This window comes from Dickeya oryzae, assembly GCF_009372235.1.
GTDB lineage: Bacteria > Pseudomonadota > Gammaproteobacteria > Enterobacterales > Enterobacteriaceae > Dickeya > Dickeya oryzae.
This window is the reverse complement of record NZ_ML762920.1, coordinates 255,081-279,197: the sequence shown is the minus strand read 5'-3', so window position 1 is coordinate 279,197 and position 24,117 is coordinate 255,081. Positions and strand designations below refer to the sequence as shown.

General features: G+C 54.1%; 19 protein-coding genes. 9 read left to right on the top strand and 10 right to left on the bottom strand.

The features are described 5' to 3' along the window. From asr to rstA, 3 genes are all read right to left on the bottom strand, one after another. The coding region (asr, locus tag FAZ14_RS20245) for an acid resistance repetitive basic protein Asr (protein WP_235914430.1) at positions 1 to 383 on the bottom strand (383 nt) is incomplete at its 3' end. A gap of 75 nt (positions 384 to 458) precedes the next feature. Beyond that, on the bottom strand, positions 459 to 1,814 hold the full coding sequence (gene rstB / locus FAZ14_RS01220; protein ID WP_016942429.1) for a two-component system sensor histidine kinase RstB: 1,356 nt from the start codon (positions 1,812 to 1,814) through the stop codon (positions 459 to 461). Further along, positions 1,811 to 2,554: a two-component system response regulator RstA gene (rstA, locus tag FAZ14_RS01215; protein WP_016942428.1), complete on the bottom strand. Its 744-nt coding sequence runs from the start codon at positions 2,552 to 2,554 to the stop codon at positions 1,811 to 1,813. Before rstA ends, rstB begins: the two co-directional genes overlap by 4 nt. 227 nt (positions 2,555 to 2,781) lie before the next feature. On the opposite strand from rstA, the gene FAZ14_RS01210 reads away from it, so the two are divergent. Then, a complete protein-coding gene (locus FAZ14_RS01210; protein WP_016942427.1) occupies positions 2,782 to 3,213 on the top strand; it encodes a hypothetical protein in 432 nt (143 codons plus the stop codon). Between the two features lie 77 nt (positions 3,214 to 3,290). On the opposite strand, the gene dauA is transcribed toward FAZ14_RS01210, so the two are convergent. Then, a complete protein-coding gene (gene dauA, locus FAZ14_RS01205; protein WP_029456463.1) occupies positions 3,291 to 5,006 on the bottom strand; it encodes a C4-dicarboxylic acid transporter DauA in 1,716 nt (571 codons plus the stop codon). 313 nt (positions 5,007 to 5,319) lie between these two features. Continuing rightward, on the bottom strand, positions 5,320 to 6,420 hold the full coding sequence (gene chaA / locus FAZ14_RS01200; RefSeq protein WP_016942425.1) for a sodium-potassium/proton antiporter ChaA: 1,101 nt from the start codon (positions 6,418 to 6,420) through the stop codon (positions 5,320 to 5,322). A gap of 838 nt (positions 6,421 to 7,258) precedes the next feature. Between chaA and FAZ14_RS01195 the strand changes: the two genes are divergently transcribed. The 6 genes from FAZ14_RS01195 (at position 7,259) to FAZ14_RS01170 (ending at position 13,196) form a co-directional block, all read left to right on the top strand. Next, positions 7,259 to 7,951 (top strand): gamma-glutamylcyclotransferase, encoded by a 693-nt coding sequence (locus FAZ14_RS01195; protein WP_016942424.1) that lies wholly within the window; start codon positions 7,259 to 7,261, stop codon positions 7,949 to 7,951. 161 nt (positions 7,952 to 8,112) lie between these two features. Further along, positions 8,113 to 9,153 carry an ABC transporter permease gene (locus FAZ14_RS01190; protein WP_029456462.1) on the top strand — a complete coding sequence of 347 codons (1,041 nt, stop codon included), beginning with the start codon at positions 8,113 to 8,115 and terminating at the stop codon, positions 9,151 to 9,153. Continuing rightward, complete coding sequence (locus tag FAZ14_RS01185) at positions 9,150 to 10,010, top strand: ABC transporter permease (protein ID WP_016942422.1); 861 nt, start codon at positions 9,150 to 9,152, stop codon at positions 10,008 to 10,010. The genes FAZ14_RS01190 and FAZ14_RS01185 overlap by 4 nt, the downstream gene beginning before the upstream one ends. Continuing rightward, complete coding sequence (locus FAZ14_RS01180) at positions 9,997 to 10,839, top strand: ATP-binding cassette domain-containing protein (RefSeq protein WP_016942421.1); 843 nt, start codon at positions 9,997 to 9,999, stop codon at positions 10,837 to 10,839. Before FAZ14_RS01185 ends, FAZ14_RS01180 begins: the two co-directional genes overlap by 14 nt. Further along, on the top strand, positions 10,839 to 11,522 hold the full coding sequence (locus tag FAZ14_RS01175) for an ABC transporter ATP-binding protein (protein ID WP_016942420.1): 684 nt from the start codon (positions 10,839 to 10,841) through the stop codon (positions 11,520 to 11,522). The genes FAZ14_RS01180 and FAZ14_RS01175 overlap by 1 nt, the downstream gene beginning before the upstream one ends. A gap of 93 nt (positions 11,523 to 11,615) precedes the next feature. Then, complete coding sequence (locus FAZ14_RS01170) at positions 11,616 to 13,196, top strand: ABC transporter substrate-binding protein (protein WP_016942419.1); 1,581 nt, start codon at positions 11,616 to 11,618, stop codon at positions 13,194 to 13,196. A 50-nt stretch (positions 13,197 to 13,246) separates the two neighbouring features. On the opposite strand, the gene FAZ14_RS01165 is transcribed toward FAZ14_RS01170, so the two are convergent. Further along, positions 13,247 to 14,533, bottom strand: a complete 1,287-nt coding sequence (locus FAZ14_RS01165) for a chloride channel protein (protein ID WP_153507925.1) — start codon at positions 14,531 to 14,533, stop codon at positions 13,247 to 13,249. 231 nt (positions 14,534 to 14,764) lie between these two features. Here FAZ14_RS01165 and FAZ14_RS01160 point away from each other — a divergent pair, with 231 nt between their 5' ends. Together FAZ14_RS01160 and FAZ14_RS01155 are read left to right on the top strand one after the other, a co-directional pair. After that, positions 14,765 to 15,463 (top strand): metallophosphoesterase, encoded by a 699-nt coding sequence (locus FAZ14_RS01160; RefSeq protein ID WP_153507924.1) that lies wholly within the window; start codon positions 14,765 to 14,767, stop codon positions 15,461 to 15,463. A 402-nt stretch (positions 15,464 to 15,865) separates the two neighbouring features. Then, complete coding sequence (locus tag FAZ14_RS01155) at positions 15,866 to 16,165, top strand: hypothetical protein (RefSeq protein WP_038926227.1); 300 nt, start codon at positions 15,866 to 15,868, stop codon at positions 16,163 to 16,165. A 121-nt stretch (positions 16,166 to 16,286) separates the two neighbouring features. Here FAZ14_RS01155 and FAZ14_RS01150 read toward each other — a convergent pair whose 3' ends face one another. The 4 genes from FAZ14_RS01150 to guaD all read right to left on the bottom strand — a co-directional run bounded on the left by FAZ14_RS01150 (position 16,287) and on the right by guaD (position 23,873). Beyond that, positions 16,287 to 17,834, bottom strand: a complete 1,548-nt coding sequence (locus tag FAZ14_RS01150) for a methyl-accepting chemotaxis protein (RefSeq protein WP_153507923.1) — start codon at positions 17,832 to 17,834, stop codon at positions 16,287 to 16,289. Positions 17,835 to 18,523: 689 nt separating this feature from the next. Then, complete coding sequence (locus tag FAZ14_RS01145) at positions 18,524 to 20,215, bottom strand: methyl-accepting chemotaxis protein (protein ID WP_153507922.1); 1,692 nt, start codon at positions 20,213 to 20,215, stop codon at positions 18,524 to 18,526. Between the two features lie 314 nt (positions 20,216 to 20,529). After that, complete coding sequence (locus tag FAZ14_RS01140; RefSeq protein WP_153507921.1) at positions 20,530 to 22,344, bottom strand: sensor domain-containing diguanylate cyclase; 1,815 nt, start codon at positions 22,342 to 22,344, stop codon at positions 20,530 to 20,532. A 224-nt stretch (positions 22,345 to 22,568) separates the two neighbouring features. Continuing rightward, entirely contained in the window at positions 22,569 to 23,873 is a 1,305-nt protein-coding gene (guaD, locus tag FAZ14_RS01135; RefSeq protein ID WP_153507920.1) for a guanine deaminase, read from the bottom strand. Positions 23,874 to 24,117 lie beyond the last annotated feature (244 nt).

The following is a 24,117-nucleotide window of genomic DNA, read 5'->3' as shown; positions in this document are numbered from 1 at the left end:
GCTACTTTTTTGTGTTTTTTGGCAGCCTGGGCTTTCTGAGCAGCCGGGGCTTTCTTAGCTACTTTTTTGTGTTTTTTAGCAGCCTGAGCTTTCTGAGCAGCCGGGGCTTTCTTGGCTACTTTTTTGTGCTTTTTGGCAGCCTGGGCTTTCTGAGCAGCCGGGGCTTTTTTCTTGGCTACTTTTTTGTGCTTTTTAGCAGCCTGAGCTTTCTGAGCCGCTTTTTTCTTCTCAACTTTTTTCACCGGTTTTTTCGCGGTATCCGCTTTAGCCGGAGCGGCTGCAGTTGCCGGGGCGTTAGCCGGAGCAGCAGTGGTGCCAGCTGCGAAGGCTACAGAGGACAGACCCAGAGCCGCACCTGCGATCAACACTAAAAATTTCTTCATCGTAAATTCCTCATTATCCCGTTCACATTTCAAGCCCCAGGGTGGGCCGATGGCTGAAGCATAAGATAAGCTACGCTAACGATCTGTGAGTGTTTGGTTTCCGCGTGTAACGGATTGTACAAGGTTTGCAGACGAAGAATTTGATGCAGGTTTAGTGGTGACAATCGGCCAGCGGAACAGGAAACGAGCGCCTCCCAACGGGCTGCTGTCGACGTCGATAGTGCCGTTGTAAGCACGCACGATGGCGTGAACAATGGCCAGCCCCAGACCGCAACCGCCGCTGCTGTTTTCGATGCCCGCCTCCAGACGGATGAAGGGTTCGAAAATGTGCTCACGGTCTTGCGGCGCGATACCTGGCCCGTCATCTTCCACTTGCAGACACGCGGTCTGCTGATCGAGTGTCAACCCGACTCGCAGGCGTTGTTGGCAGAAGCGTAAACCATTATTGACCAGATTATTCAGTACCCGCTCCATCAGGCGCAGGTCGACATAGCCGAACTGGTTACCGCTCGCGACATCCAGTTCAATCAGTTTGTCATCGTGCACCAGTCGAAAATCATCGACCCGTTTTTGCAGCCATTGCGACAGGTCGATCTCTTCGAGATGCAGCGTCACCTGCGGCCGGTCAAGACGGGCGTAGGTCAGCAGTTCGTCGATGAGCGCTTCGAGTTGGCCGACATCCCGGTTGATGGCTTCCTGCTCGTCATCGGTCAGGTTGTCGCTCATCGCCAGCCGGTAACGCAACCGAACCAGCGGGGTGCGCAGCTCATGGGCAATATTGTCGATAAGCTGTTTCTTACTGGTAATCAATTGGTTGAGGTTATCGGCCATACGGTTGAATGCCACACCTAAGCGAAACAGGCTGGAGGTATTATCAAAATGGGTACGCTCTTCCAGATGCCCGTCGCCCAGCCGTTGTGCCGCGCTTTCCAGCCGTAACATCGCTTTCCAGTGTGGGCGCATCCATAAGAATACCGGTAGCGCCAGCGACAACCCGATTAACGCCAGAAACAGTAAATTGACCAGACGTATTTCATGCAGGAAGAACAGGTAGGGGATGGGGCCGACTGCCAGCACATAATGGCTGCGCGGAATACGCTGGATGAAGGTGTACTCGTCATCCAACGCGACGATTTCACCCTGAATCAGCCGCTGTTGCGCCAGCGTACTGAGCCGATATTTATTGATGGGCTCAATATGTAACTTGAACGACAAATTGAGATCCATCTGGTTGATGGTTTTGTGCCACTCTCTGGGGGGGATGGAGCGTAACTCGTTGCGAATCAGGTACAGCGAGCTTTTCATCAGGTCGTCCATCGATTGCCGACCGGCGCGCTCCGCCGTGACTTTGTACACCAACCCGACCAGCAGGGTCATCACCAGAAAGCTGGCAAACAGCAGTAGAAAGAACTGAATAAACAGTTTTTTCATGGCGTGAGGGTCTCCCAGGCATTCGGGGCGAACAGGTAGCCTTTGTTACGGATGGTTTTGATACGCACCGGCTCCAGCGCGTTGTCGTAGAGCTTTTTACGCAGACGGGAAATCGCCACATCGATACTGCGGTCCATACCGTCGTAACTGACGCCACGCAACGCCTTGAGCAACGCTTCACGATCCATGATCTGCCCGGCGTGGGTGGCCAGTAACCACAGTAAATCGAAGTCCGACGTGGAAAGCGGAATATTTTCATCCGCCAGCGTGACGTCGCGGTTAACCGGGTCGATACACAGCAGGCCGAAATGCAGCGATTTATGCACCTGCACCTGTGCTTTTTCTGGGGTGTTCCTCTCAACGACAGGTTGCGGTGTGGCGGCGTATTGACGGAAATGTAATCTCAGACGTGCCAGCAGAACCGCAGGCGGTGTGGTCTTCAGGATATAGTCATCGGCCCCCATCTCCAGCGACAGAATGTGGTTCATGTCGCTGTCGAGCGAGGTGAGCAGCACGATCGGGCCGGTATATTGCGGGCGCAGTTCACGGCAAATCGTCATGCCGTCCTTACCGGGCAACATGATGTCCAGTAACACCAGGTCGGGTTGTTGTTCTTCGATGAAGGCCAGTGCGTTATCACCACGAGGCTCAATACGCACATCAATATCATGTTTGCCCAGATAGGCTGCAATCAGTTTGCCAACTTCCGGATCATCCTCAACAAAAACAACTTTATACATGACATTCTACTCACAACAGTACGCGTATTATGGTTCATGCGACAGCATGGAAGCGACGGCGAAAGCGTAGGGTGCGCTGGATCGCATTGCCAGCAGAAAAGCCCCAGCTTTTGCCGTATAGCTCTACAATTGTTAGAGATACTATACCTTATTAATCCTTTTTACGTTGTAATGGTTGATATGAACGGCGCGACGGCAATGGTCGCCTGGCGTAAAGGAGAGAAGGGATGGAAGAGGCTCACGCTGGGCCTGCGGGCTCCTCGGAAAGGATGTGTATTGATTACACGGCGTACCTCGGTGCGCTGTGCCGCAAGCGCTGGCGTTTTGTTGATGCGTTATATGGTGTGATGCCTATTTTTGGTATGGTGACTAAATCTTCCATGGCGGCGGGAATGACCGGTGCCACGGGGAAAGATGACCTGCTGGAGCTGGCGATGCAGGTGTTGTCCACTCAGGCCAGCGATGAAACCAATCTTTCCCGGTTGATTACACTGGCGTGCCAACATGGGGTGACGGAGCTGGATATCCAGTTACCGTATGCGTTGTCTGGCGAGCAGTTGCAGATAATCGAGCGTGCGTGTCGCGGCTACGAACTGGTGTTGAGCCAGCAGGCGGAATGCCTTTCGGTGCATTCCGTGGCGTCAGCCGAATTTTGCTAATTTGCTTTTTAACTTAAATTTGCTTTTTAACTTGTGAGGAAAAACCGGCCTCGCGCAATGCGAAGGCCGGTCGGTTGTCAGGCGTTGAGCGAGTCGTGCTGGGCTTGGGTTTCTGCCAGCGCTTGTTCCAGCGTCGCGTAGAATCCCAGCCGGTTGGCAATCGGTGTCACATTCGCCCGAGCCAGTGTTTTAAGCGGCTGAAACGGGATATCGGTAAGAATCAACTGTTTTTCCGGCGGTAACAATTCCACAAAATGGCGGAATGCATTAAGGCCGCCCGCATCCAGCACCGAGACCGCATCCCACTGCAGGATGATGGTTGGATAAGGCTCGGCACGCTCCATCAGTTCCGTAAACAAGCGTTCTGCGGCCGCAAAGAATAACGGGCCGTTGATTCGCAGCACCAGCCGCTGGTCTGCCACGGTGCCGGGCAGTTCGCTCAGTCGGGTCATGCGCGCCACATTCCTCATAAACAGCAATGAGGCCAGCACAATACCGACCGTAATGGCGATCACCATATCAAACAGAACAGTTAACCCCATGCACAACAGCAATATCAGGATATCGTCGCGTGGTGCCCGGCGCAGGATATAGAGCACTTTGTGCGCCTCGCTCATGTTCCAGGCTACCAGCAGCAGCAACGACGCCATGGCGGAGAGCGGCAGATAAGACAGCCAGGGGGCCAGCACCAGCAAAGACAGCAATACCAGCAAGGCATGGATCACCGCAGCGATAGGCGAGGTCGCTCCCGCACGCACGTTTGCTGCTGAGCGGGCGATCGCCGCCGTCGCGGTAATGCCACCAAAGAACGGAGCCACCATGTTGCCGATGCCCTGGCCCAGCAGTTCGCTGCTGGGGTGGTGTTTGCGACCGGTCATCCCATCCAGTACGACAGCGCACAGCAACGATTCAATGGCACCCAACATCGCCATCGAAAATGCCGCAGGCAGCAGTTCGGACAAGCTTTGCCAGCTCAGCGCCATGGTGTGACCATCCGGCGCGGGGATGTTCCACGGCAGGACAAACTGCGGCAGGATAGCCGGGATCCCTTGCCCGTGACTGCCATCGGCCAACAGGTAGCTAAAACGCGAGCCGATGGTGGCGACCTCGATATGAAACGATGACAGCACCCCCATCACGGCGGTGCCAGCCAGCAGAGCCGGGAGGTGCCCCGGCAGGCGAACGCCGAGTCGGGGCCAGACTATCAATACCAGCAGTGTCGTGGCACCGATAAGGGTATCGCCGATATTGAGTGTGGGCATCGCCAGCGCCAGCGCCGCAACTTTGGCGGCATAGTGCTCTGGCACCGTCGCCATCGTCAGGCCAAAAAAGTCTTTTACCTGCATGGTGGCGATGGTAATGGCGATACCCGACGTGAAGCCCAGCGTGACCGGCAACGGGATGTATTCAATCAGTCGCCCCAGCCGACACAGCCCCATCAGCAGTAAAAAGACCCCAGAGAGCAGAGTGGCGACCAGCAGCCCGGAAAGACCAAACTGTTGCGACACCGGGTTGAGAATGACCACAAACGCGGCTGTCGGCCCCGATACGCTGTAGCGTGAACCGCCGCAGATGGCGATCAGCAATCCAGCAACCGCCGAGGTGTAAAGCCCGTACTGCGGTGGCACGCCGCTGGCGATAGCCAACGCCATTGCCAGTGGGATGGCGATAATACCGACAGTAATGCCAGCGATAACATCATGGGTAAAACGCGATAAGGTGTACTTTTCTCGCCAGCAGGCTTCAATCAGCGCGCTGAACGGTCTGATACCGTTAATTCGGTGTGATTTCATGGAAAGCAAGAACCAAACAATGAAAAACAGGCGGGTCGACAGCGGCCCGTCACGGCCAGGGCGTGTGCCGCCTGCGGTGGTTGCCTGAAAAACGGGAATAAAAAACGCAGCCACCACGGTAGGACACAGTCCAAAGTCGATACCATACGCCTGTTTTTTGGCGCAGATCCAGCGATAAATCAATAGAAAGGGTTTTTCGGGGTAAATGTGTCGCGACTGAGGCCGTGCCACAATGCCGCTCATCGTCGCCCATCCGTGGCGGCCTGCGCCGGTATACGTCGTCGATACCGGCACAGCGGGAACGGTGGTGCGCTTACAGCATGACGGTCATCAGGTACGCCACGAACAGTGCCAAATGGGCGCTACCGTTGAGCACATTGGTACGACCGGTAGAAAACGAAATCTGGCACAAGATCAGTACCGATAGCATCACCACGATGTGGGGCAAATCGAGGGCGAAATGCAGCGTCCGGTCAGTGAGGGTGGCTATCAACGTCACGGCGGGGACTGTGAGCGAAATGGTTGCCAGCACGGAACCAAAGAACAGGTTCATTGCACGTTGCACCTGATTACGCAGTACGGCGGTAATTGCCCCCAGACCTTCCGGCGAGAGGATCAGCAGCGCGACCAGAAAACCGGTGAACTGGGACGGGGCGTTCATGGCCTCCAGCAGCCCTTCCAGCTGCGGGGAGTCCATTTTGGTAACAGCAATGACCGCCACCAGGTGGACCAGCAGCCAGGCGGCATGCCAGGCAGAACTGTGTGCGGAAGGTTTGCCGTGATGTGGGTCGCCGTCATCGCCCTCATCTTCGTGCTCATAAACAAACAGGCTTTGATGCGTACGGGTTTGAATCAGCAGGAAGACGCCGTACATCACGGCTGAGATCAGCGCGATAATAATGGATTGCACCACAGAAAAATTGCCGTCAGGCAGGGCGGCAGGGAACACCAACACCAGCACCGCCAGCGGAAAGATAGCCATCAGGTACTGCTTGATGCCGCCCAGATTAACGTACTGCGTGGCGAATTTTCGCCCGCCGAGCAACAGGGCGAAACCGACCAAACCACCGCTGACGATCATAATGATGGAGTAGAGGGTGTCGCGCATCAGCGTCGGGCCTGCGTCCCCGGTCGCCATCAGTGCTGAAATCAGGCTAACCTCGAGAATGACGACTGACAGGCTGAGGATAAGCGACCCGTAGGGCTCACCCAGACGATGCGCCAGCACATCTGCATGGCGCACCACGCTAAATGCGCTGGCGAGGATCCCGACCAACGCCAGCAGATTGATGCCGACCATGGCGGGCAGGCTGTGACTATCGCCCCATAGCATGAGCACCAGCAACGCCAGCAGGGGAAAAATCAAGGTATATTCGTGATGACGGGTTTTCACCGCGTCAGTGGATGTCGGCATGATCGGGTCTCCTTATATAGCGCTTGAAAACAGATACCGTCTGAAAACAGATATCGTCTACAAACAGAATGTGGTGAAAGCAACATATCGCGACAATACATGTCATCGTGATAATAAATGTCATCGTGATAATACATGTCGTGAAAACACGGCTCCCTGCAAGCAATATGCTTGAAAAACGATGCGTTCGGAAATCCATGCTGAGGTGGTATCCGGGCATTTATCGCTGCCGACAAGGTATGGCTGGCACAGGCCATCGTCGACGGGGCTTACCTGAATGTTTTCTCTGCCGTGCCGCTAATGTTGGCATCGAATTATTGCTGAAAGAGTGCAGTAACTTAAAAAAATGAAAATGAGTCAAGATTTTTATTATTTGATATTTATATTACTAATAATAAAGGGTTTTGTTTATTTTGTTGACTATCTTTACCAAAGAATAACGCACTTTATCTTTCTATACATAGCTATTTCCAGGATTAATCGAGGATAACTAAGGTGTGAGCACCATTTATTCATGAATCGGCAGGCTGTGTAGCGGGCGGCAGGCCCGGTATCTATTGCTGGAGAAATTTCGCAGGCCATGCCTGAGACGGCGACACTGCATGCTGCGGTGGTCAGGCGAGATATCGCCTAAGGCGTGGCTATTCCACCTTGTTGCCATTGCATTTTCTTACCGTTCTTAATGGCTCATCGGCTTTATGATAATTCTGGTAAAGATTAACGATATTTTGCCGTAGAAATAAGCAATGCCTGCGTTGATTATAGGGTTGATAATCGGCCAGAATAGACAAGGCGGTGCAGCCGCGCAGTAAAATCGTTTTAGTGAGGGCAGTAGGTAGTGTTGACGCGTGATTTCTTGCAGAAAGCGGATTGTAAAACCTCGTTTGGAAAAATTGACGAATCATTGCTGCTAACGCCTCAGCAGCGAGAGGCTTCTCTGGCGTGTACGTTGGCATCCCGCCCCGATCAAAGCCCTGTCTGGGTGTTTGGCTATGGCTCGTTGATGTGGAACCCGGTGTTTGATGCCGAAGAAGTCTGTGTGGCAACGCTTCACGGCTGGCATCGTACCTTTTGTCTGCGTCTTACCGCAGGGCGCGGTACGCACAGTCAGCCCGGCCGCATGCTGGGGTTGAAACCGGGAGGTGAAACGACCGGGCTGGCCTATCGGTTGCCTGAAACGACGCTGCGTGACGAGCTGGAACTGCTGTGGAAGCGCGAAATGCTGACCGGCTGTTACCGGCCATTGTGGTGTGAGTTACGCTGTCAGAACGGGGAGCCGATTACCGCGCTGGTGTTTGTCACCAACCCGGAACATCCATTGCTGGAAGCGGATACCTGTATTCAGAGCATCGCGCCATTGATTGCCAGCGCCAGCGGGCCGCTCGGTACCAATGCCCAGTATCTGTTCGCGCTGGAACAGGAGCTGAATCACTACGGTATGGAGGACGAAAGCCTGAGCGCGCTGGCGCAGCGGGTGCGTGAGCTGCAACAAAATCTTTCCATCGGCCCGGCACGGGAATCCCCGTGCTGATTGCTATTGGCGGCGTTCTGGCAGCACGTTGACGGCGTGAGCCAGCAGGGTAGGCACACACTGAGGCGGCGGTTGTCTATACCGGTCCGGCGGTAGTGATGATACCATGCAGGCAACGTGTCACGACCGGGATTGTCAGACCGGCAACAAGGCCACCGTCAATGAGTTCATTTTATCAACAGATATGGGGAACTGCGGCGCGTCCCGGCAAGGTGCTGGGTGGTTTCCTTTCGTTATGCCTGACGCTGTTGGGCCTGTTGTTTTTTACCTTCCTGTTAACCCATTTAGCGTCAGCTGATCAGGTGTTGCCCGTCACGGGAGAACATGCCAGCGATGCTACCTATAGCCAGGTGCGCCAGCAACTGGGGCTCGACAAGCCATTGTGGCTGCAATTCTGGGATTACCTTTGTGCGCTGCTTCAAGGCGATTTCGGCGTGTCGTGTAACACCTTACAACCGGTGCTGGACGATTTACTGCGTACCTTCCCGGCTACTATTGAACTGGCGACCAGCGCCATCGTGCTTGGATTTGTCGGAGGCATTACGCTGGCACTCTTATCGGCGTTGAAACCCGGTGGTGTTTTAGACTATCTGGTGCGTACGGTGGCGTTGCTGGGGTATTCCGTACCGGTATTCTGGATTGGCTTACTCAGCCTGTTGCTGTTTTACTCCGTGTTGCACTGGTCTGCCGGGCCGGGGCGGATCGATGACGTTTATCAGTATTCGGCCGAATTACCGACAGGATTTGTGTTGTTCGGCAACTGGAGTCGCAATCTGGCGATGCTTCGTAACGTGCTGGCACACCTGTGGTTGCCCGCCTGCGTACTGGGGTTTGTGTCAATGGCCAGCATCGCACGGATGTTGCGCACGGCGCTGTTGGAAGAGAGTGGCAAAGAATACGTCACGTTAGCCCGTGCGATGGGGGCCAGTCAGTGGCGTATCCTGCTTTTTCATATTTTGCCCAATATTCAGACGGTCATGGTGACGGTATTGATGCTCTCTTACGCCAGCCTGTTGGAAGGGGCGATTCTGGTGGAAACGGTGTTTTCCTGGCCCGGCGTAGGGCGTTACCTGACGACGGCGCTGTTTGCCGCGGATATTCCGGCGGTAATGGGGGCGACGCTGTTGATTGGGGTCTGTTTCATCCTGCTCAATGCACTGGCGGATGCGCTGATCTTTTTGCTGGACCCACGTACACGATGAAGTGGACCTTTCTGTTCCCGCTTAGCCGTCGGCCAGCGCGTCGCCGCGTTGCGCTTAACAGCATCAATGTGTGTTTGCTTATGCTGACCTTACTGACGCTGGTGGCGCTTTTCGCCCCCTGGCTGGCACCGTTTGACCCTTATACCCACAATATTATCCAGCGATTGCAACCACCGAGCCAGGCGCATTGGTTGGGGACCGACGGTTTTGGGCGCGACCTGTTATCACGGGTGATTTACGGTACCCGCCCCGTATTGATCATGGTGGTGCTGATTCTCATCATTACAATTCCCGTTGGGCTTCTCGTGGGGGTCGGTGCAGGGTATCTGGGGGGCTGGATAGATAAAATATTGATGCGACTGACGAATATCATGCTGGCACTGCCAGGGTTGGTGATTGCGCTGTCGCTGATCGCGGTGCTGGGCCCAGGGTTACTGCATGGCGCACTGGCGCTGGCGTTAAGTGCCTGGCCGCAGTTTGCCCGGCAAGCGCGGGCTGAAACGATGGCGCTGCGTAACAGTGAGTTTCTGCTGGCCGCCCGTATGCAAGGCATTAGTGGATGGCGATTGATGTATGGCCACGTACTACCTTTGTGCCTGCCGGGTGCACTGGCCCGTGCCGCGATGACGCCGGGCAATATGATTTTGGCGGCCGCTGGCTTGGGCTTTCTGGGGCTGGGCGCACCACCGCCGATGGCAGAATGGGGCGCGATGGTAGCGGAAGGCAGTAATGTGATGTTGGAACAGTGGTGGGTTGCCACCATGCCGGGGCTGGCGATTTTATTTACCAGCCTGACCTTTAATTTACTGGGCAACGCTCTGCGCGACAGACTGGATCCTCGTTATGGCAAACACTGACTCCTGCTTGCTGGAGGTGGAAAATCTTTCGATCTGGCGTCGTAACGGTCAGCCGCACGTGCTGGTGCACCCGTTGTCATTCCGTATGCGGCGAGAGCGGGTGGCGCTGGTGGGCGAGTCCGGCGCGGGGAAATCACTATTGGCCTGGGCGCTGATGGGGTTGTTGCCGTATGAATGCCAGATGCAGGCGGAGCGGCTTGAGCTGGCCGGGCAGGATCTGTTGCGGTTTAGTCCGACGCAGTGGCGGCAATGGCGTGGCAGGCGTGTTGCGATGGTGATGCAGGAGCCGAAGCAGGCATTAAACCCGATGCGCACGATAGGCTGGCAAATGGAGGAGCCGCTGCGGCTGCACACCCGGTTGCCGCGCCATGAAAGACAAGAACGCGTGCTGGAGAGCCTTGACGCTGTTGGTCTGGCAGAGTCCGGTGGGGTGCTGGCCTGTTATCCTCACCAGATTTCCGGTGGTATGGCACAACGGGTGATGCTGGCGATGGCAATGATTACCCAGCCGGATCTGTTGATTATCGATGAGCGTACCTTTGCGCTGGACAGGGAAACCCGGGTGCAGGTGCTATCGTTACTTGACCATTTGCTCGCCGAACACCACATGGGGCTACTGTTGATTAGCCATGATTTACCACTGGTCGTGCGCCATTGTGCCCATATCCTGGTGATGCGTCAGGGGCATTTGGTGGATTCGCTACCCGCGTCGCAGCTACCGAATGCGACACACCCTTACACCCGGATGCTTTGGCATTCCCAGCCGGGTAAACAGACTCACGGGCAGATATTGCCGATGATGCCGGACGAACCGGAAGGAACGGCATGATGCACGAACCGATGGCCGTAGTAGTCGAGCAGGTGAGTGTGGCGCACTGGCAGGGGTATCAGCGCCATGACGTTGTGCATAACGCCAGTTTCACGGTGGTACAGGGCGAGTGTTTCGGGCTGGCCGGGCCATCCGGCAGTGGCAAGTCTTCGCTGTTGTGGGCACTGGCCGGGCTGAACCCCCACTGGTCGGGAACGATGACATTGCTTGAGCAGCCGATCCATCCCGGTCGGTCATTCGGGCCAGTCTTGCGACAGCAGGTACAGATGGTCTTTCAGGACCCCTACGCGTCGTTGCATCCACGCCATACCCTGCGTAAAACCCTGAGTGCCCCGTTGCGGCTGATGGGCGTATCCGATGTGGACGAGCGACTGGCTCAAGGGGCCGGGCAATTGGGTTTGCCTTATTATCTGCTGGATAATTACCCGCATCAGTTGTCTGGCGGACAACGCCAACTGATGGCGTTATTGCGCACGTTACTGATGCGCCCGCGCGTATTGTTGCTGGATGATGCTACCTCCGCGCTGGATATGCTCGGGCAGGCGCGAGTGTTCAATGTCCTTACACGCTTGCGTGAGAGCGACGACCTGACCATGATCCTGGTCAGCAATGACTGCAATGTGATGGAACACATGTGTGATCGCGTGTTGTGGATGCAAGACGGCAGGCTACAGTCTTACTGAACATGATCTCACTGAATGTCATCCCACAGAACAGGATCCCGATGACCACCATCCTTCTGATGACATATATGCCGCGATACTGAGGACGAAACGATGAAGGTAGGGTTTGCCGTTTTACTGATGCTGCTATTCAGCCTGCCAGCGAAAGCATCGACACCGGATGATACGCTGGTCGTCGCCATTTCCCTGAACAGTATTATCAGTTTTGATCCGGCAGAAAGTTTTGAAACCGTCAGCAGTAGCTGCCTTACCTCACTGTATCAGGGACTGGTTTCCAACAGTCGTGACAACCCCACCCAACTGGAACCCGCGTTAGCGCTCGACTGGCATCCCGGCCCGGACGGACGAAGCCTGACGTTTACTCTCGACCCCAGTGCGGTGTTCGCCTCCGGTAACCCGGTACAGGCTGATGATGTGATTTATTCACTGACTCGGGCGGTGAAACTCAATAAAACACCGGCGTTTATTCTCAATGAGCTGGGGTGGGAGTCAGGCAATATCGAGGCGCAATTTCGTAAAATCGACGATCAGCATCTGGAAATACGCTGGATCCGCGATATTGGCAGTGAACTGGTATTGCGGCTGTTGTCGGCCAGTGTCTCACTGATTATTGACAGCATTGAGGTGGAAAAACACAGCAATAACGGTGATTTTGGTAATAAATGGCTAAGAACTCATTCTGCGGGTAGCGGCAGCTATCAAATAAGCCGTTATTTGCCACAGCAGGCTCTGTTATTGGAACGTAACCCCTACGCCCGTCGTCCGCCAATATTACCGCGGGTGATGTTAAAAGATGTAGCCGACCCGAGTGTACGGCGCCTGTTGTTGCTACAAGGTGATGTTGACGCGGCTTACGATCTGGGGGCTGATCAATTTAGTGCGCTGGCGAGTCAACCCAGTGTAAGGGTGAGTAAGATGTCAGGTACCAGAATCTATTATCTGGGTTTTAATACGCGTAGCAAGACGGCTTCGTTTCTGGGGCAACCTGCTTTTTGGCAGGCAGCACGCTGGCTTATCAACTATAAAAGCATTGCTCACCGCCTGCTGAAAAGACAGTTCTGGGTACATCAGAATTTCCTGCCTAGAGGATTTGACAGTGCTGCGTTGGAAAAACCATTCCGATTGGATGTAGAGAAAGCACGACAGATATTGCGCGATGCCGGAATAGCAGCGGGCAGCCGGTTTAGCTTGCTGGTAGCGAATCAGCCACCGTATGTGGAGGTGGCGCAGGCGTTGCAGGACAGTTTTGCCCGTGTCGATATTCGCATTGATGTGCAGATGGTGGCAGAGAGCGAACTGTGGACGCGTATGCGTAGCGGTCGCTTTGAGGCGGTATTTACCTATTGGGGGCCAGACTATATTGACCCTAACAGTAATGCCAGCGCGTTCGCGCTTGGCCGGCCCGGTACACTGGCCGGGCGGTTGGGATGGTCAGTTCCGGAACTCAGCAATATGACCCGGGCGGCGGCGGCCCAATACGATTCGAAAATACGCCGTAATATCTACCAGCACTTGCAGCAGGCCGTCAGGGATAATTCACCGTTTGTAATTATGCTGCAAGGGAAACGGCTGGTTGCAGTGCGTAGCTCGCTGGTGAATGTCCGCCAGAGCATGACCAATTCCATGCTCTATTTCGATGAAATCAGCAAGACGAAAGCGGTGCCATCAGAATGATGATGACTGTACGGCCCACTCGTTTACCCACCGTCGATAGGTATCCAGCGTTATTTTTTATCTGCTGTCATGTTCTCGATCAGCATGTTGGTACCGACCGCGCCGGTAATACACAGCGCCATGGGCGCAAAGAAATCGTCGCTGACATGAGTTAGCTCCATAATCAGAACCAGACTGGTGATCGGCATTTTCATTGATGTCGCCAGAAACGCGGCGGCACCAATGACGGCATAGGCACCCGGCTGATTATCCGGAAAGAACCACGACCAGATACCGCCCAACGCCACTGCCAGTAACGCGCCGTTGGCAAGTCCCGGTGTCAGCAAGCCGCCTTGCGCACCAGCGCGTAGACTGCCCCATTGCACTAGCACCTTGCATCCCAATAGCAGTAACGCCATCGATACTGACAGCTGGCTGGTGAAGCTCAGTTCCGCTGGCCCTTTGCCGTTGCCCGCCAGTTGCGGCAGGATGATCACCAACGCCCCCAGTAACGCAAAGTTGAGCAGGTTGGTGACAATCAGCCAGGCGTCTCGCGGTGAATGCTGTCGGGCATGGCGGGTGAGGCGGTTAAATCCATAGGCGGCGACCCCGAATATCGGCCCACAGATCAGCGCCCAGACGGTCAGGTCGCTGGATACCGTCAGCGGCACCGTCAGGTGGTACTGGTATTCATCACCCAGCGCGACACGGGCTATCAGGGCGGCTGTCGCACTGGTGAAAAAAGCAGCCAGACAGGTTTTGATCTGAACGCGCGCCAGCAGAACTTCCACGACAAACAGCGCACCGCTCAACGGAACGTTATACACCGCCGCCAGACCGCCACCGGCGCCGCAGGCAATCAGCAACCGGGTGTCTTCCGGGGTCATGCGTAATGCGCGACAAAGATGGTTGGCGGCCAGCGCACCCAGCTCACGTGGTGCCACTTCCCGGCCCAGCGGTGAGCCGAGCGCTACGGTCACAATTTGTAGTAAGGCATGGATGATGGTTTCTTTTACCGGCATGTCAGGCTTATCGGCCTGTAATGCTGCGTTGATGTTCACCAGCCGACGGCCATAGCGGTAGAGCGCATACCAGCCCAACCCGGCGACCAGCCCGCCTGCCAGCAAGGCAATAAACCGGCGGGTGGGTTCTGCCGCACTGACCCCCTGTAAAAAACTTTCCTCGCTGATGATATGGTCCACACTGTAACCATAGGCCAGGTGTTGGATGGTGTGGAGCAACAGCGCCAGTAACATACCGCCAAGACCCGACAGAACGCCGGTTAGCAGCAGCGCGATGACAAAACGAAAACGTTGGGACAGGTTCCCGGACACTTTCTCGGACATTATTTCGGACATACTCACTCACATCAGCTGTGGAAAACCGCATTGCTGTAATGTTTTATTATTACGACATTTTATTATCGCAACATGGTGCTATCTCAATATGACACTATCGCAACATGGCACTATCGCAACATAGCACTATCGCAACATAGCATTGCCGCATCATTATCACCGCACATTGTACGGACTATACCTCAACCGGAGGTCTCCAGGCTGCAATGCGACGACAGGGAGGCAGGTATCATGACCCTTGTTCAACTACCGCCAGCCTATCAGCGTATTACCGGCGTTGACTGGCGACATATCTTTGTTGTGGGCGATCTGCACGGTTGCTATCAGCCACTGGTGGCGGCACTGGAGCGGGTCGGGTTTGATACCAGTTGCGATCTGCTGGTGTCTGTCGGCGATGTGATCGATCGTGGCCCTCAAAATCTGGCCTGTCTTGATTTGCTACAACAGCCGTGGTTTCGTGCCGTGAGGGGCAATCATGAGCAGATGGCGCTGGATGCGTTAAACGATGCCGGGCGTATTGCGTTGTGGCGGGCCAATGGCGGCGACTGGTTTTTCCAGCTCGAAGCACAACAGCAGAGGCTGGCCCGCCACGGGTTGTCACAGGCGGCACAATTGCCTTATGTCATCGAAATCGTGACCGCAACCCAACGCACGGTGGTCGCACATGCCGATTACCCGGCTGACGGCTACCAGTTTGAGCAGCCGTTACCCTGGGCGCAGGTATTATGGAATCGGCAACGGCTTAGCCAGGCGATGGCGGGGATCAGTGGGCCTATCGTCGGCGCAGACGATTTCCTGTTTGGTCATACGCCGTTGCGAAAGCCGCTGACGTTCTGGAACATGCACTATATCGATACCGGTGCGGTATTTGGCGGTGAACTGACGCTGTATTGTGTTCAGCGAGCCGGGAAAGCCTGTGGCGGGAAATAAACATATATTCATGGTGAAGACCATCGACGAAAAGTAAAGATGAATCGATATTCTGGGGAATAAAAATAGTCATTTTTTCGGCGTTATCTGAATAATCGTTCTATGCTTACTATTTCGAATTTTATTCGAGACTCCATGCGAGTGATGTTAATCATCAATAAAAGTCGTTCTTCCTCTCTGTGATGTCAGGTTGTCGATAACCCGGTGCGAAGGCACGCTTTGCAAGGCAGCTTAGCTGCGGATTCGCTGAAGGCACACGGTGTGCCAATAGAAGATTTGGTAACGTGACGGTGCGGGGAATAACGTTTTCTGAGTAAGATATATATTCTTGGGTAAGAAACATTATCTTGGGTAAGAAGCATTACTTTGGGTAAAAAATATTATCTGGGTAAGGAATGTATCGTGGGAAAATATCTCTTCCAATTATTGTGTGCATCATGTGTTTTATTGGCTGCAACCGCGGACGCGAAAAATACCCGCCTGAGCGATAATGAGATCAAGCAAATAATTATTGAGGAATCTATTGCCAGTTATGCGGGGAATTGCGCCTGTCCGTATAATTCGGCCAGTAATGGCAGTCGCTGTGGTGGGCGTAGCGCCTGGAGTCGCAAAGGCGGCGCGGCACCGGCCTGTTATAAAGACGATGTGACAAAAGAGCAGGTAGCACGCTGGCGTGAAAACAACATGTCGCGGGCACAGTAATCATTATGTATCGATCTCCATGTCTGTCCAGCATGGAGATGTTCCCAAACGGCGCCTGAAAAAACGCCCTGACAAGTTCATCAGGGCGTTGTGTCATCGAGTCAGGAAAGGTTGAGCGGCGTTACCGGAATACGTGTAACGCCTGTTCCAGTCGGCGTGCCTGTTGTTTTAACTGATCCGATGCCTGCGCACAAGCATTGACCTGAGCCGCATTTTTCTGGGTGATCTGTTCCAGTTCCTCCACCGCACGGCCGATTTCAGACAACCCAATCGTTTGTTCTTTGGTCGAGTCCGCAATATGCGCAATCAACTGGCTGACGCTATTTACCCGGGTGACGATGTTCTGCGTACTGTTGCCCGCGTCTCGCACATGGCTGGAACCGGTGCGGACCTGTTCCACACTGGATTCGATCAACTGCTTAATTTCATTGGCCGCACTGGCGCTACGCTGTGCCAGATTACGCACTTCGCCCGCGACCACCGCAAACCCTTTCCCTTGTTCGCCAGCGCGCGCGGCCTCCACGGCGGCGTTCAGTGCCAGAATATTGGTCTGGAAGGCGATGTTATCGATGATGGAGGTAATACCGGCGATTTTCTCCGAACTGGCGACAATGCTGTCCATGGTCTTTTCCATCTCGCCAATGACCCGACCGCCGCTGATGGCCGCATCACAAGCGGTGGAGGCCTGTTGACTGGCTTCGCCGGTGGTTGTGGTGTTGGTCTGCACTGTGGTATTGATTTCGTTCATGGCAGCAGCGGTCTGCTGCACGTTCGCTGCGGTACGTTCGGCGTGGTCACTCATGTCTTCACTGCCTTGGGCCAGGTCGTCGCTGGCGGAGCGGATGTTCAGCACCTGCGTGCTGATATCGTCCACCAGCCAGCGAAACATCAACCCCAGTTGTCCGATAGCACGCTGGATGGTACCAATTTCATCGCCACGGTTGCCATAGTCAATCGTGTTAACGTTACCGGTGGCGATATCCAGCGCCTGCTGTTTAACCATTTCAATCGGTTTGATTAATTGCCACTCCAGTAAGCCGTCCAGCAGCAGCATCATGCCGGTCATAAACGCGCTGGTGATATAAAAATCAGAGTCAAAATCGCCATGAATTAACCAGAACACAATGTAGCTTATCAACGTCGTCAGCGTGATAATCCCGCGCAAGCGCCAGCGCATCGATATCAGCTTCAGGCGTGAAAATAGCCCGGTGATGCCAGTGCGATACAGTACCCCTTTGTGTAATTTCAGGTTTTTACCCTGATCGCCCCGCATGGTTTGATACAATCTTTCCGCCGCGTCTACATCCTGACGGGAAGGTTGGGTACGTACGGACATATATCCGGTCGTGCGTCCCTGGCGCACAATCGGGACGGCGTTGGCGCGCACCCAGTAATGATCGCCGTTCTTGCGTCGATTCTTGACCAGTGCTGTCCAGGGTTCTTGCTGCTTGAGTGTTTGCCACATGTCGCGAAAGGCTTCGACCGGCATATCCGGGTGACGGACGAAATTATGTGGTTGTCCATCAATTTCTTCAGGCTCGAAACCACTGACCTCAATAAACGCATCGTTGGCATAAACAATATGACTATCCACGTCGGTGACCGACATGAGCGTGGCATCCTTGTCAAAAACATATTCCCTTTGTGTGACTGGCTGGTTGTTGCGCATTTCAGGTCCTCGTGAAAATTATTTTTAGTTTGGACTTCAGGGTCTGTCGCATAGAAAAGATATATCGCCGCGATGCTTCAGCGTGCAGGTGCGCTGATTTTATTATCCCGTCTTCCCTGACGTATTCCTTTTCGAAGGGCGTCGTGCGTATCAATGCTGACGTCCTGCTATTACGTTATTTGGATACCCGTAGCGTAATCTGTGATTTGTTTTTTTTACCTATAGCTCGCTTTTTAATAAAAAGCTGACGATATATGCCCTGTTCAGGCCATAGACAGCCGACCGTTGATGCAGTTAACGATAGTGCAACCTAACAATAACAAACATATGCATGAGATCTGATCCGATATCATTTTAAATTTAGCATTTGTCTGGCAAATTTCATTTTTCGCCAGAAATAATGATGCGCTATCGCAAGATTGTGATGAAAAATAAGCGCCTGACGGTTATCGCCATCGATGGGCTGGGATAATTAGCAGAAACAGAGAAAACAAATCATGTCCCAGGAGTTCATCTAACAGGTGTTTATCCGGTGGCACAGTATTTATTGCCAGTCGTTTTTGAAGGACATAAAAATAGCGTCTGGTCGTGATAACAGCGTGAGAGACGCGGTGGATAAGCGGGCGTTCATGGGGTGTCCGCCCCAAAGCAGGGCGGACGATAAAAGCAGGTTTTCAGTCGGGGGGGAGTCAGAATGTCTCCCAGTTGCCCGCATCGTGGTAGGCTCCGGCGGTGGCGGCTTTGCCGGGAAGCGTTAACGGCGACGGTGTTTTACTGGATGTGCCGATGACGGGCCGTTTTTTTTCGCGGTCCTGAACGGGCGTTGCATGAAGCCGGAACAGCGACACCGCATGGTTAAGGTGGTCACTTTGCTCTTCCAGTGATACGGCCGCATTAGCGGATTGTTCTACCAGTACTGCGTTCTGCTGTGTGACGCGATCCATCTCGCTGATGGCCTGGCTAACCTGATCGATGCCACGGCTTTGCTCTTCCGAGGCACACGAGATTTCCCCCATGATGTCGGTGACGCGTGAAACCGCTTTCACCAGGTCGCCCATGGTTTCCCCGGCAGAGGTCACCAGTAGCGAGCCTTCGTGCACCCGATTAACCGAGTCTTCGATAAGCCCTTTGATTTCGTGGGCTGCTTCGGCGCTACGCTGCGCCAGATTCCGCACTTCTCCGGCTACCACGGCAAAGCCACGCCCCTGTTCCCCTGCGCGTGCGGCTTCTACCGCCGCGTTAAGCGCCAGAATGTTGGTCTGAAAGGCGATGCTGTCGATAAGCCCGGTAATATCACTGATCTTCTGCGAACTGCCGCTGATTTGCTTCATCGTGCTGACCACGTTATCCACCACCTGCAACCCTTTGTGAGCGGTATCAGATGCGTCGCGCGCCAGTTGAGAGGCGTGACGGGCGTTGTCGGCGTTCTGTTTGACGGTGGCGGTTAACTGCTCCATGCTGGCGGCGGTTTCTACCAGCGATGCTGACTGCTGTTCGGTACGCGAGGACAGGTCGCTATTGCCACCGGCAATTTCACTGGCGCTGCGATAAATTTCATCTGCGCTGGTACGCACTTTCCCGACGGTATCAGTCAGCGACTGTTGCATATGGCGGACACTCTGTGCCAACTGGCCAATTTCATTTTTTGCTTCAATGAGCAGCGACTGTGTCAGGTCGCCGTTGGCGATGTGGTGCAGGTGCGTTATTACCCGACGTAATGGCTGCAACAGGATGCGGCGGATATACACCCAGGCACTGCTGGTGGCGAACAGCAGGATCAACACACAAACGGCTATCACGATGATACTGTAGTCATAATTTTGGTTGCTATCGGTCACTGCGCTGTCATTCAAGGCATCGTTTTGACGGAAATAGGCATCAAAGGAATTCTGGAAGGCATCCTGCATTTTTTGTGTCGGCAGTGCCTGAATGGTTTTGACGTCCTGCGTTTTGATCAAATCAACGATTTGCTGTAATACGCGCCGCAGTGCCTGATAATGGGTGTTGATGTCTTTCGCCAGCGCCGCGTCCTGTACCGGCAATAACGGAATTTGAGTATAGGCGGCGAAATGTTTGTCCGCCTGAGCCAGCGACTGATTGGCGACATCAATCAGCTCGGCCGATTTTCCGGCGCTGGGAATATTGTTGGTTTCCATAATCATACGTGCGATGGCGCGATTCATGGTATTGCGTGTCTGGATCAGGGCTATCCAGGACGCATTCAACTCGCTGCTCTGTTTGCGCAGCGTTTGTGCGACGACAAAGTTATTGCGATCACTCTTCATGGCGCCAAAGAAAAAACCGTAACTAACCAACTGCAATAGACTTAATGCCAGTAGTAATGAAAAAAGTCCGGTGACAATTTTTATATTTCTGAACATGGTTTGCTCTCGGTGATGGAATAATGATGTCGGTAAAAAATCCATCGGCACTCAAAAGTGAGAACTTTAAAAAAAACGTGATTATCATCACAGGAAATACTTATGACACAGCTTGTCGTTATTACAGCGGAATAAGCAGAATGATCGTCCGGATAATATTATTTTTATAGTTTTTCGTTATTCTTATTCTGGCAAGTGGGGTTGCTGATTATGGCAAATCTGATTATGGCAAATCTGATTATGGCAAAGTAGAAGTAATGATAAGGTAAGTGATGACGAGGTAAATCGCCATCAGACTAAAATGGTAGGGGCCATTATGCCGGGGGCGCATAACGGCGTTTCGCCCGATACATAGCGCTGTCCGCTTTGCGGATCAGTTCATTGGCGTTAAGTGGCGCGTCCTCTTGCAAAATCGCATGCCCCACGCTGGCGGACAGCGTAATCGTCTGATGGCGAATGGTGACCGGTTTTTCAATCTTCGCTTTCAGTTTCTGGGTGATGCTACGAATTTCGCTGGTCAGATTCTGCTGTTCATGAATAACCATCAGAAACTCATCTCCCGCCAGCCGACCGATGAAATCGTAAGAGCGGGTATTCTGGCGTAGCAGGCGGGCAAAAGTTTTGATGACCCGATCGCCAAAATCATGCCCAAAATGGTCGTTATAGTATTTGAAGTTATTGATATCAAAAAATAGCAGGGCCAGCGCCCCACGCCGTTTCTTGCCCGCCAGCCGTTGCAGGTAACTGATGACGGCACGGCGGTTGGGCAGGCCGGTCAGGTGGTCGTGATTGGCTTCAAACGATAGCCGATCGCGCAACACTGTCAGGTAGGTGATATCGGTGGAGAGGATATAGGTGCCGAGCTCCGGCGATTCGGCGGGTACCAGTTCGGTATGCAATGTGACGCGTTGGCCGTCAGGCATGCCCACTTCATGCTCAAACGACGCCGGATGCTGTTTCTGGCGGGATTCTTCCAGTCGTGGCAACAGCAACGCCAGCTCCTTCGGACGAAAGATGTCATGGATATCACGTTGATACAGGTTGTCATGTTCATGACCGATTAACCTGCGCAGGTGGCGATTGGCAAAAACCAGCACGTTATCCGGATTGATGCAGGAAATCATCGCCGGAATATGGTCGGTGATGTCCTGAATGAATTGATGGCTTTGGTACAGTTCGGCGGTGCGCTGTTCTACCCGGTTTTCCAGTTCCTGGCTCAGGTCACGTAATCGCCGTTCCGAGGCTTTCTGCGTGCTAATGTCGGTCAACGCCAGTAACAAGCCGAACTTGCTGCCGTCGGGATTGCAGAGTACCGAAATGGAAACCTGCGCCCACAGCTCGCTACCGTCTGCGCGGATGTAGCGGCATTGCTGCGTACTTTCCCGCATATCGTTGTTCATCAGCCGTGCGTAGTCTGCGATGAGTGCCGGTAAATCCTCTGGGTGAACGACGTTCTCCACCGGCAGCGTCAGCAACGTTTGCTCGTCGTAGCCAAGCAGTTCACAAAACGCCGGATTAAACTTTATCAGCCGCTTATCCGGGGCTACCAGCGCCAGACCAATGGCCGCGCTGGAAAATATCTGCTGGTTAATGTAATCCGCGTGATGCAACCTTTCCTGCGCTATCGCTTCACGCGCCTGCATTTCTACTTTATGCAGCACGGTTTGCACGATGCAGGCTAAATCGCTCAGTTGCTGCAGTTCCTCATCGCTAAAGGTGCGAGGCTGGTGGTGATACAGGCACAGCGCGCCCAGCGGCGTTCCGAGTGAAGAGATCAGTGGGTAACTGGCGTGAAAACGAATCGGATCCGTGCCGGTGACCAGCGGATTATTCACAAAGCGTGAATCCAACAGCGTGTCAGGAACGATCAGCGGTGCGTTGGCGCTGACGGTATGAGCGCAGAAGGAAAATTCGATAGCCGGTTCCTGACGCGGAAAATTCTCTTTTGTCAGAAACCACTGGCGCTCGCTGTTAACCAGCGAAATCACCACACTCTGCACCTGAAAAAAGGTACGGGTGATGCGCGCCAGACGCGGGAGCTCATCAGCGGGCTGGGTGTCGAAAATACTCAGCATGCGCGCGAGGATGTCTTGCTGTTCTTCGCTACAACGATGGCGTGGGGACGTCATGACGAAACCTTATAATACCTGATGATAGTGGCTGTCGGCTCTGCGAAGGGCAGAGCGCAGCAGATGTCGCCATCCCGCATTTGGCCTGAGCGCTTGTCCGGTTATGATTCAAGAATAGTTATCGGTAGGTGGCACACCGCAACATGACTTTTTTTAGTGAAATGTGCGGTGCGTCACTCTATGGGGTGCAATCCAGTCCGGTTTATCATCGGCAGGTTCGTGGTTTATTGACCTTGTCGATAGACGCATTGACCATGAACATAAGTCGCGCTTATGTTTCGGTCATCACCTTGCATCATCAGGGCGAACAGCCGTGAGTCCAGCGAGGTGGCTTGTTGCTGGCGTAGTTGCTGCAGTGGTGTCGCCGCCCAGTTCAGCACCACGAAGTCGGCGTCTTTGCCCGGCAGAAAATTACCCAGCCTGTCATCCAGCGACAGCGCTGCCGCACTCCCCAGCGTGGCCTGATAGAAGCCTTCGCGTGCCGAGAGTTTTTCGCCTTGCAATTGCTGCACTTTATAACCGTCGCTGAGGGTTTGCAGCAACGACAGACTGGTACCTGCGCCAACATCGGTACCGATGCCCACACGAACCCCGGCAGCTTTTAACGGATGCAGCCGGAATAGCCCGCTGCCTAAAAACAAATTAGAGCTGGGACAAAACGCCACGGCGGATTGACTACGCGTTAGCGTGTGAATTTCATCCGGGTGCAGGTGAATAGCATGGGCAAACACCGAGCGGCGTCCGGTTAACCCGTGGTGATGGTAGACATCGAGGTAGTGTTGTTGCTCGGGAAACAGCGACTTGACCCAGGCGATTTCGTCCGTGTTTTCACACAGATGAGTGTGCAAATACACATCCGGATATTCCCGCAGTAACCGGCCTGCCAGCGCCAGTTGTTCCGGGGTGGAGGTGGCAGCAAAGCGCGGCGTGACTGCATAGCGCAACCGCCCTCGGTGGTGCCATTTTTCAATCAGCGCCTTGCTCTCGTCATAGCTCTGCTGGGCGGTGTCACACAGCTCGTCCGGCGCATGGCGGTCCATCATGACTTTACCGGCAATCAGGCACATGTTTTTGTCTTCGGCGGCGCTAAACAGCGCATCAACCGACTGAGGGTGGACAGTCGCAAAGACCAGCGCACTGGTGGTGCCGTGCCGTAACAGTTCCTGAATAAAGAATACCGCCCGTTCCCGGGCGTAAGTCTCATCAGCAAACTTGCACTCGGTAGGGAAGGTGTAGGTATTAAGCCAGGACAGCAGTTGCTCACCGTAACAGGCGATCATTTCCGTCTGGGGAAAGTGAATATGGGTGTCGATAAATCCCGGCATCAGTAATTGACCGCGATAATCAATGACCGTCATGGCCTGACGATCAGCCTCGGTAAGGCAGTCATACGGCACGGCGTCCTGAATACGGCCGTTACGCACCACTAACACGCCGTCTTCGATAAAGCGCGTGGCGTCGGGGTGGTGCAGTGGGTCATCGACAAAGTGTAACAGACTGGCGCGGTAGGCCAGGGTGGCGTCCATCATGGGTATTCTCCCTGCTGTGGAGCAGGAAAGCATGGGCGCATTGCCATGACGCCTTCCTGCTCCCGTGTTGTTCAAAGCGGTGTCAGCGTCTGATTTTTGATGGTGAAAAAAAGAAGGTGCACCATCGTCACGGCAGGATTCATTCCTTGCGGCGTTGATGGCCCGGCAGACTGTGAGACATTGTCGCAGCAAGTGACTGAAAATCAGTAAAAGCGGTTTGATACTACGAGCCGATGGCGGTCTG

Coding starts and splice junctions, on each gene's coding strand:
- FAZ14_RS01145 (WP_153507922.1), bottom strand. CDS start 20,215: ATGTTCAGAAATATAAAAATTGTCACCGGACTTTTTTCATTACTACTG.
- chaA (WP_016942425.1), bottom strand. CDS start 6,420: ATGCCGACATCCACTGACGCGGTGAAAACCCGTCATCACGAATATACC.
- FAZ14_RS01210 (WP_016942427.1), top strand. CDS start 2,782: ATGGAAGAGGCTCACGCTGGGCCTGCGGGCTCCTCGGAAAGGATGTGT.
- FAZ14_RS01160 (WP_153507924.1), top strand. CDS start 14,765: ATGACCCTTGTTCAACTACCGCCAGCCTATCAGCGTATTACCGGCGTT.
- FAZ14_RS01180 (WP_016942421.1), top strand. CDS start 9,997: ATGGCAAACACTGACTCCTGCTTGCTGGAGGTGGAAAATCTTTCGATC.
- FAZ14_RS01150 (WP_153507923.1), bottom strand. CDS start 17,834: ATGCGCAACAACCAGCCAGTCACACAAAGGGAATATGTTTTTGACAAG.
- dauA (WP_029456463.1), bottom strand. CDS start 5,006: ATGAAATCACACCGAATTAACGGTATCAGACCGTTCAGCGCGCTGATT.
- rstB (WP_016942429.1), bottom strand. CDS start 1,814: ATGAAAAAACTGTTTATTCAGTTCTTTCTACTGCTGTTTGCCAGCTTT.
- FAZ14_RS01175 (WP_016942420.1), top strand. CDS start 10,839: ATGCACGAACCGATGGCCGTAGTAGTCGAGCAGGTGAGTGTGGCGCAC.
- rstA (WP_016942428.1), bottom strand. CDS start 2,554: ATGTATAAAGTTGTTTTTGTTGAGGATGATCCGGAAGTTGGCAAACTG.
- FAZ14_RS01140 (WP_153507921.1), bottom strand. CDS start 22,344: ATGACGTCCCCACGCCATCGTTGTAGCGAAGAACAGCAAGACATCCTC.
- FAZ14_RS01165 (WP_153507925.1), bottom strand. CDS start 14,533: ATGTCCGAAATAATGTCCGAGAAAGTGTCCGGGAACCTGTCCCAACGT.
- guaD (WP_153507920.1), bottom strand. CDS start 23,873: ATGATGGACGCCACCCTGGCCTACCGCGCCAGTCTGTTACACTTTGTC.
- FAZ14_RS01185 (WP_016942422.1), top strand. CDS start 9,150: ATGAAGTGGACCTTTCTGTTCCCGCTTAGCCGTCGGCCAGCGCGTCGC.
- FAZ14_RS01170 (WP_016942419.1), top strand. CDS start 11,616: ATGAAGGTAGGGTTTGCCGTTTTACTGATGCTGCTATTCAGCCTGCCA.
- FAZ14_RS01190 (WP_029456462.1), top strand. CDS start 8,113: ATGAGTTCATTTTATCAACAGATATGGGGAACTGCGGCGCGTCCCGGC.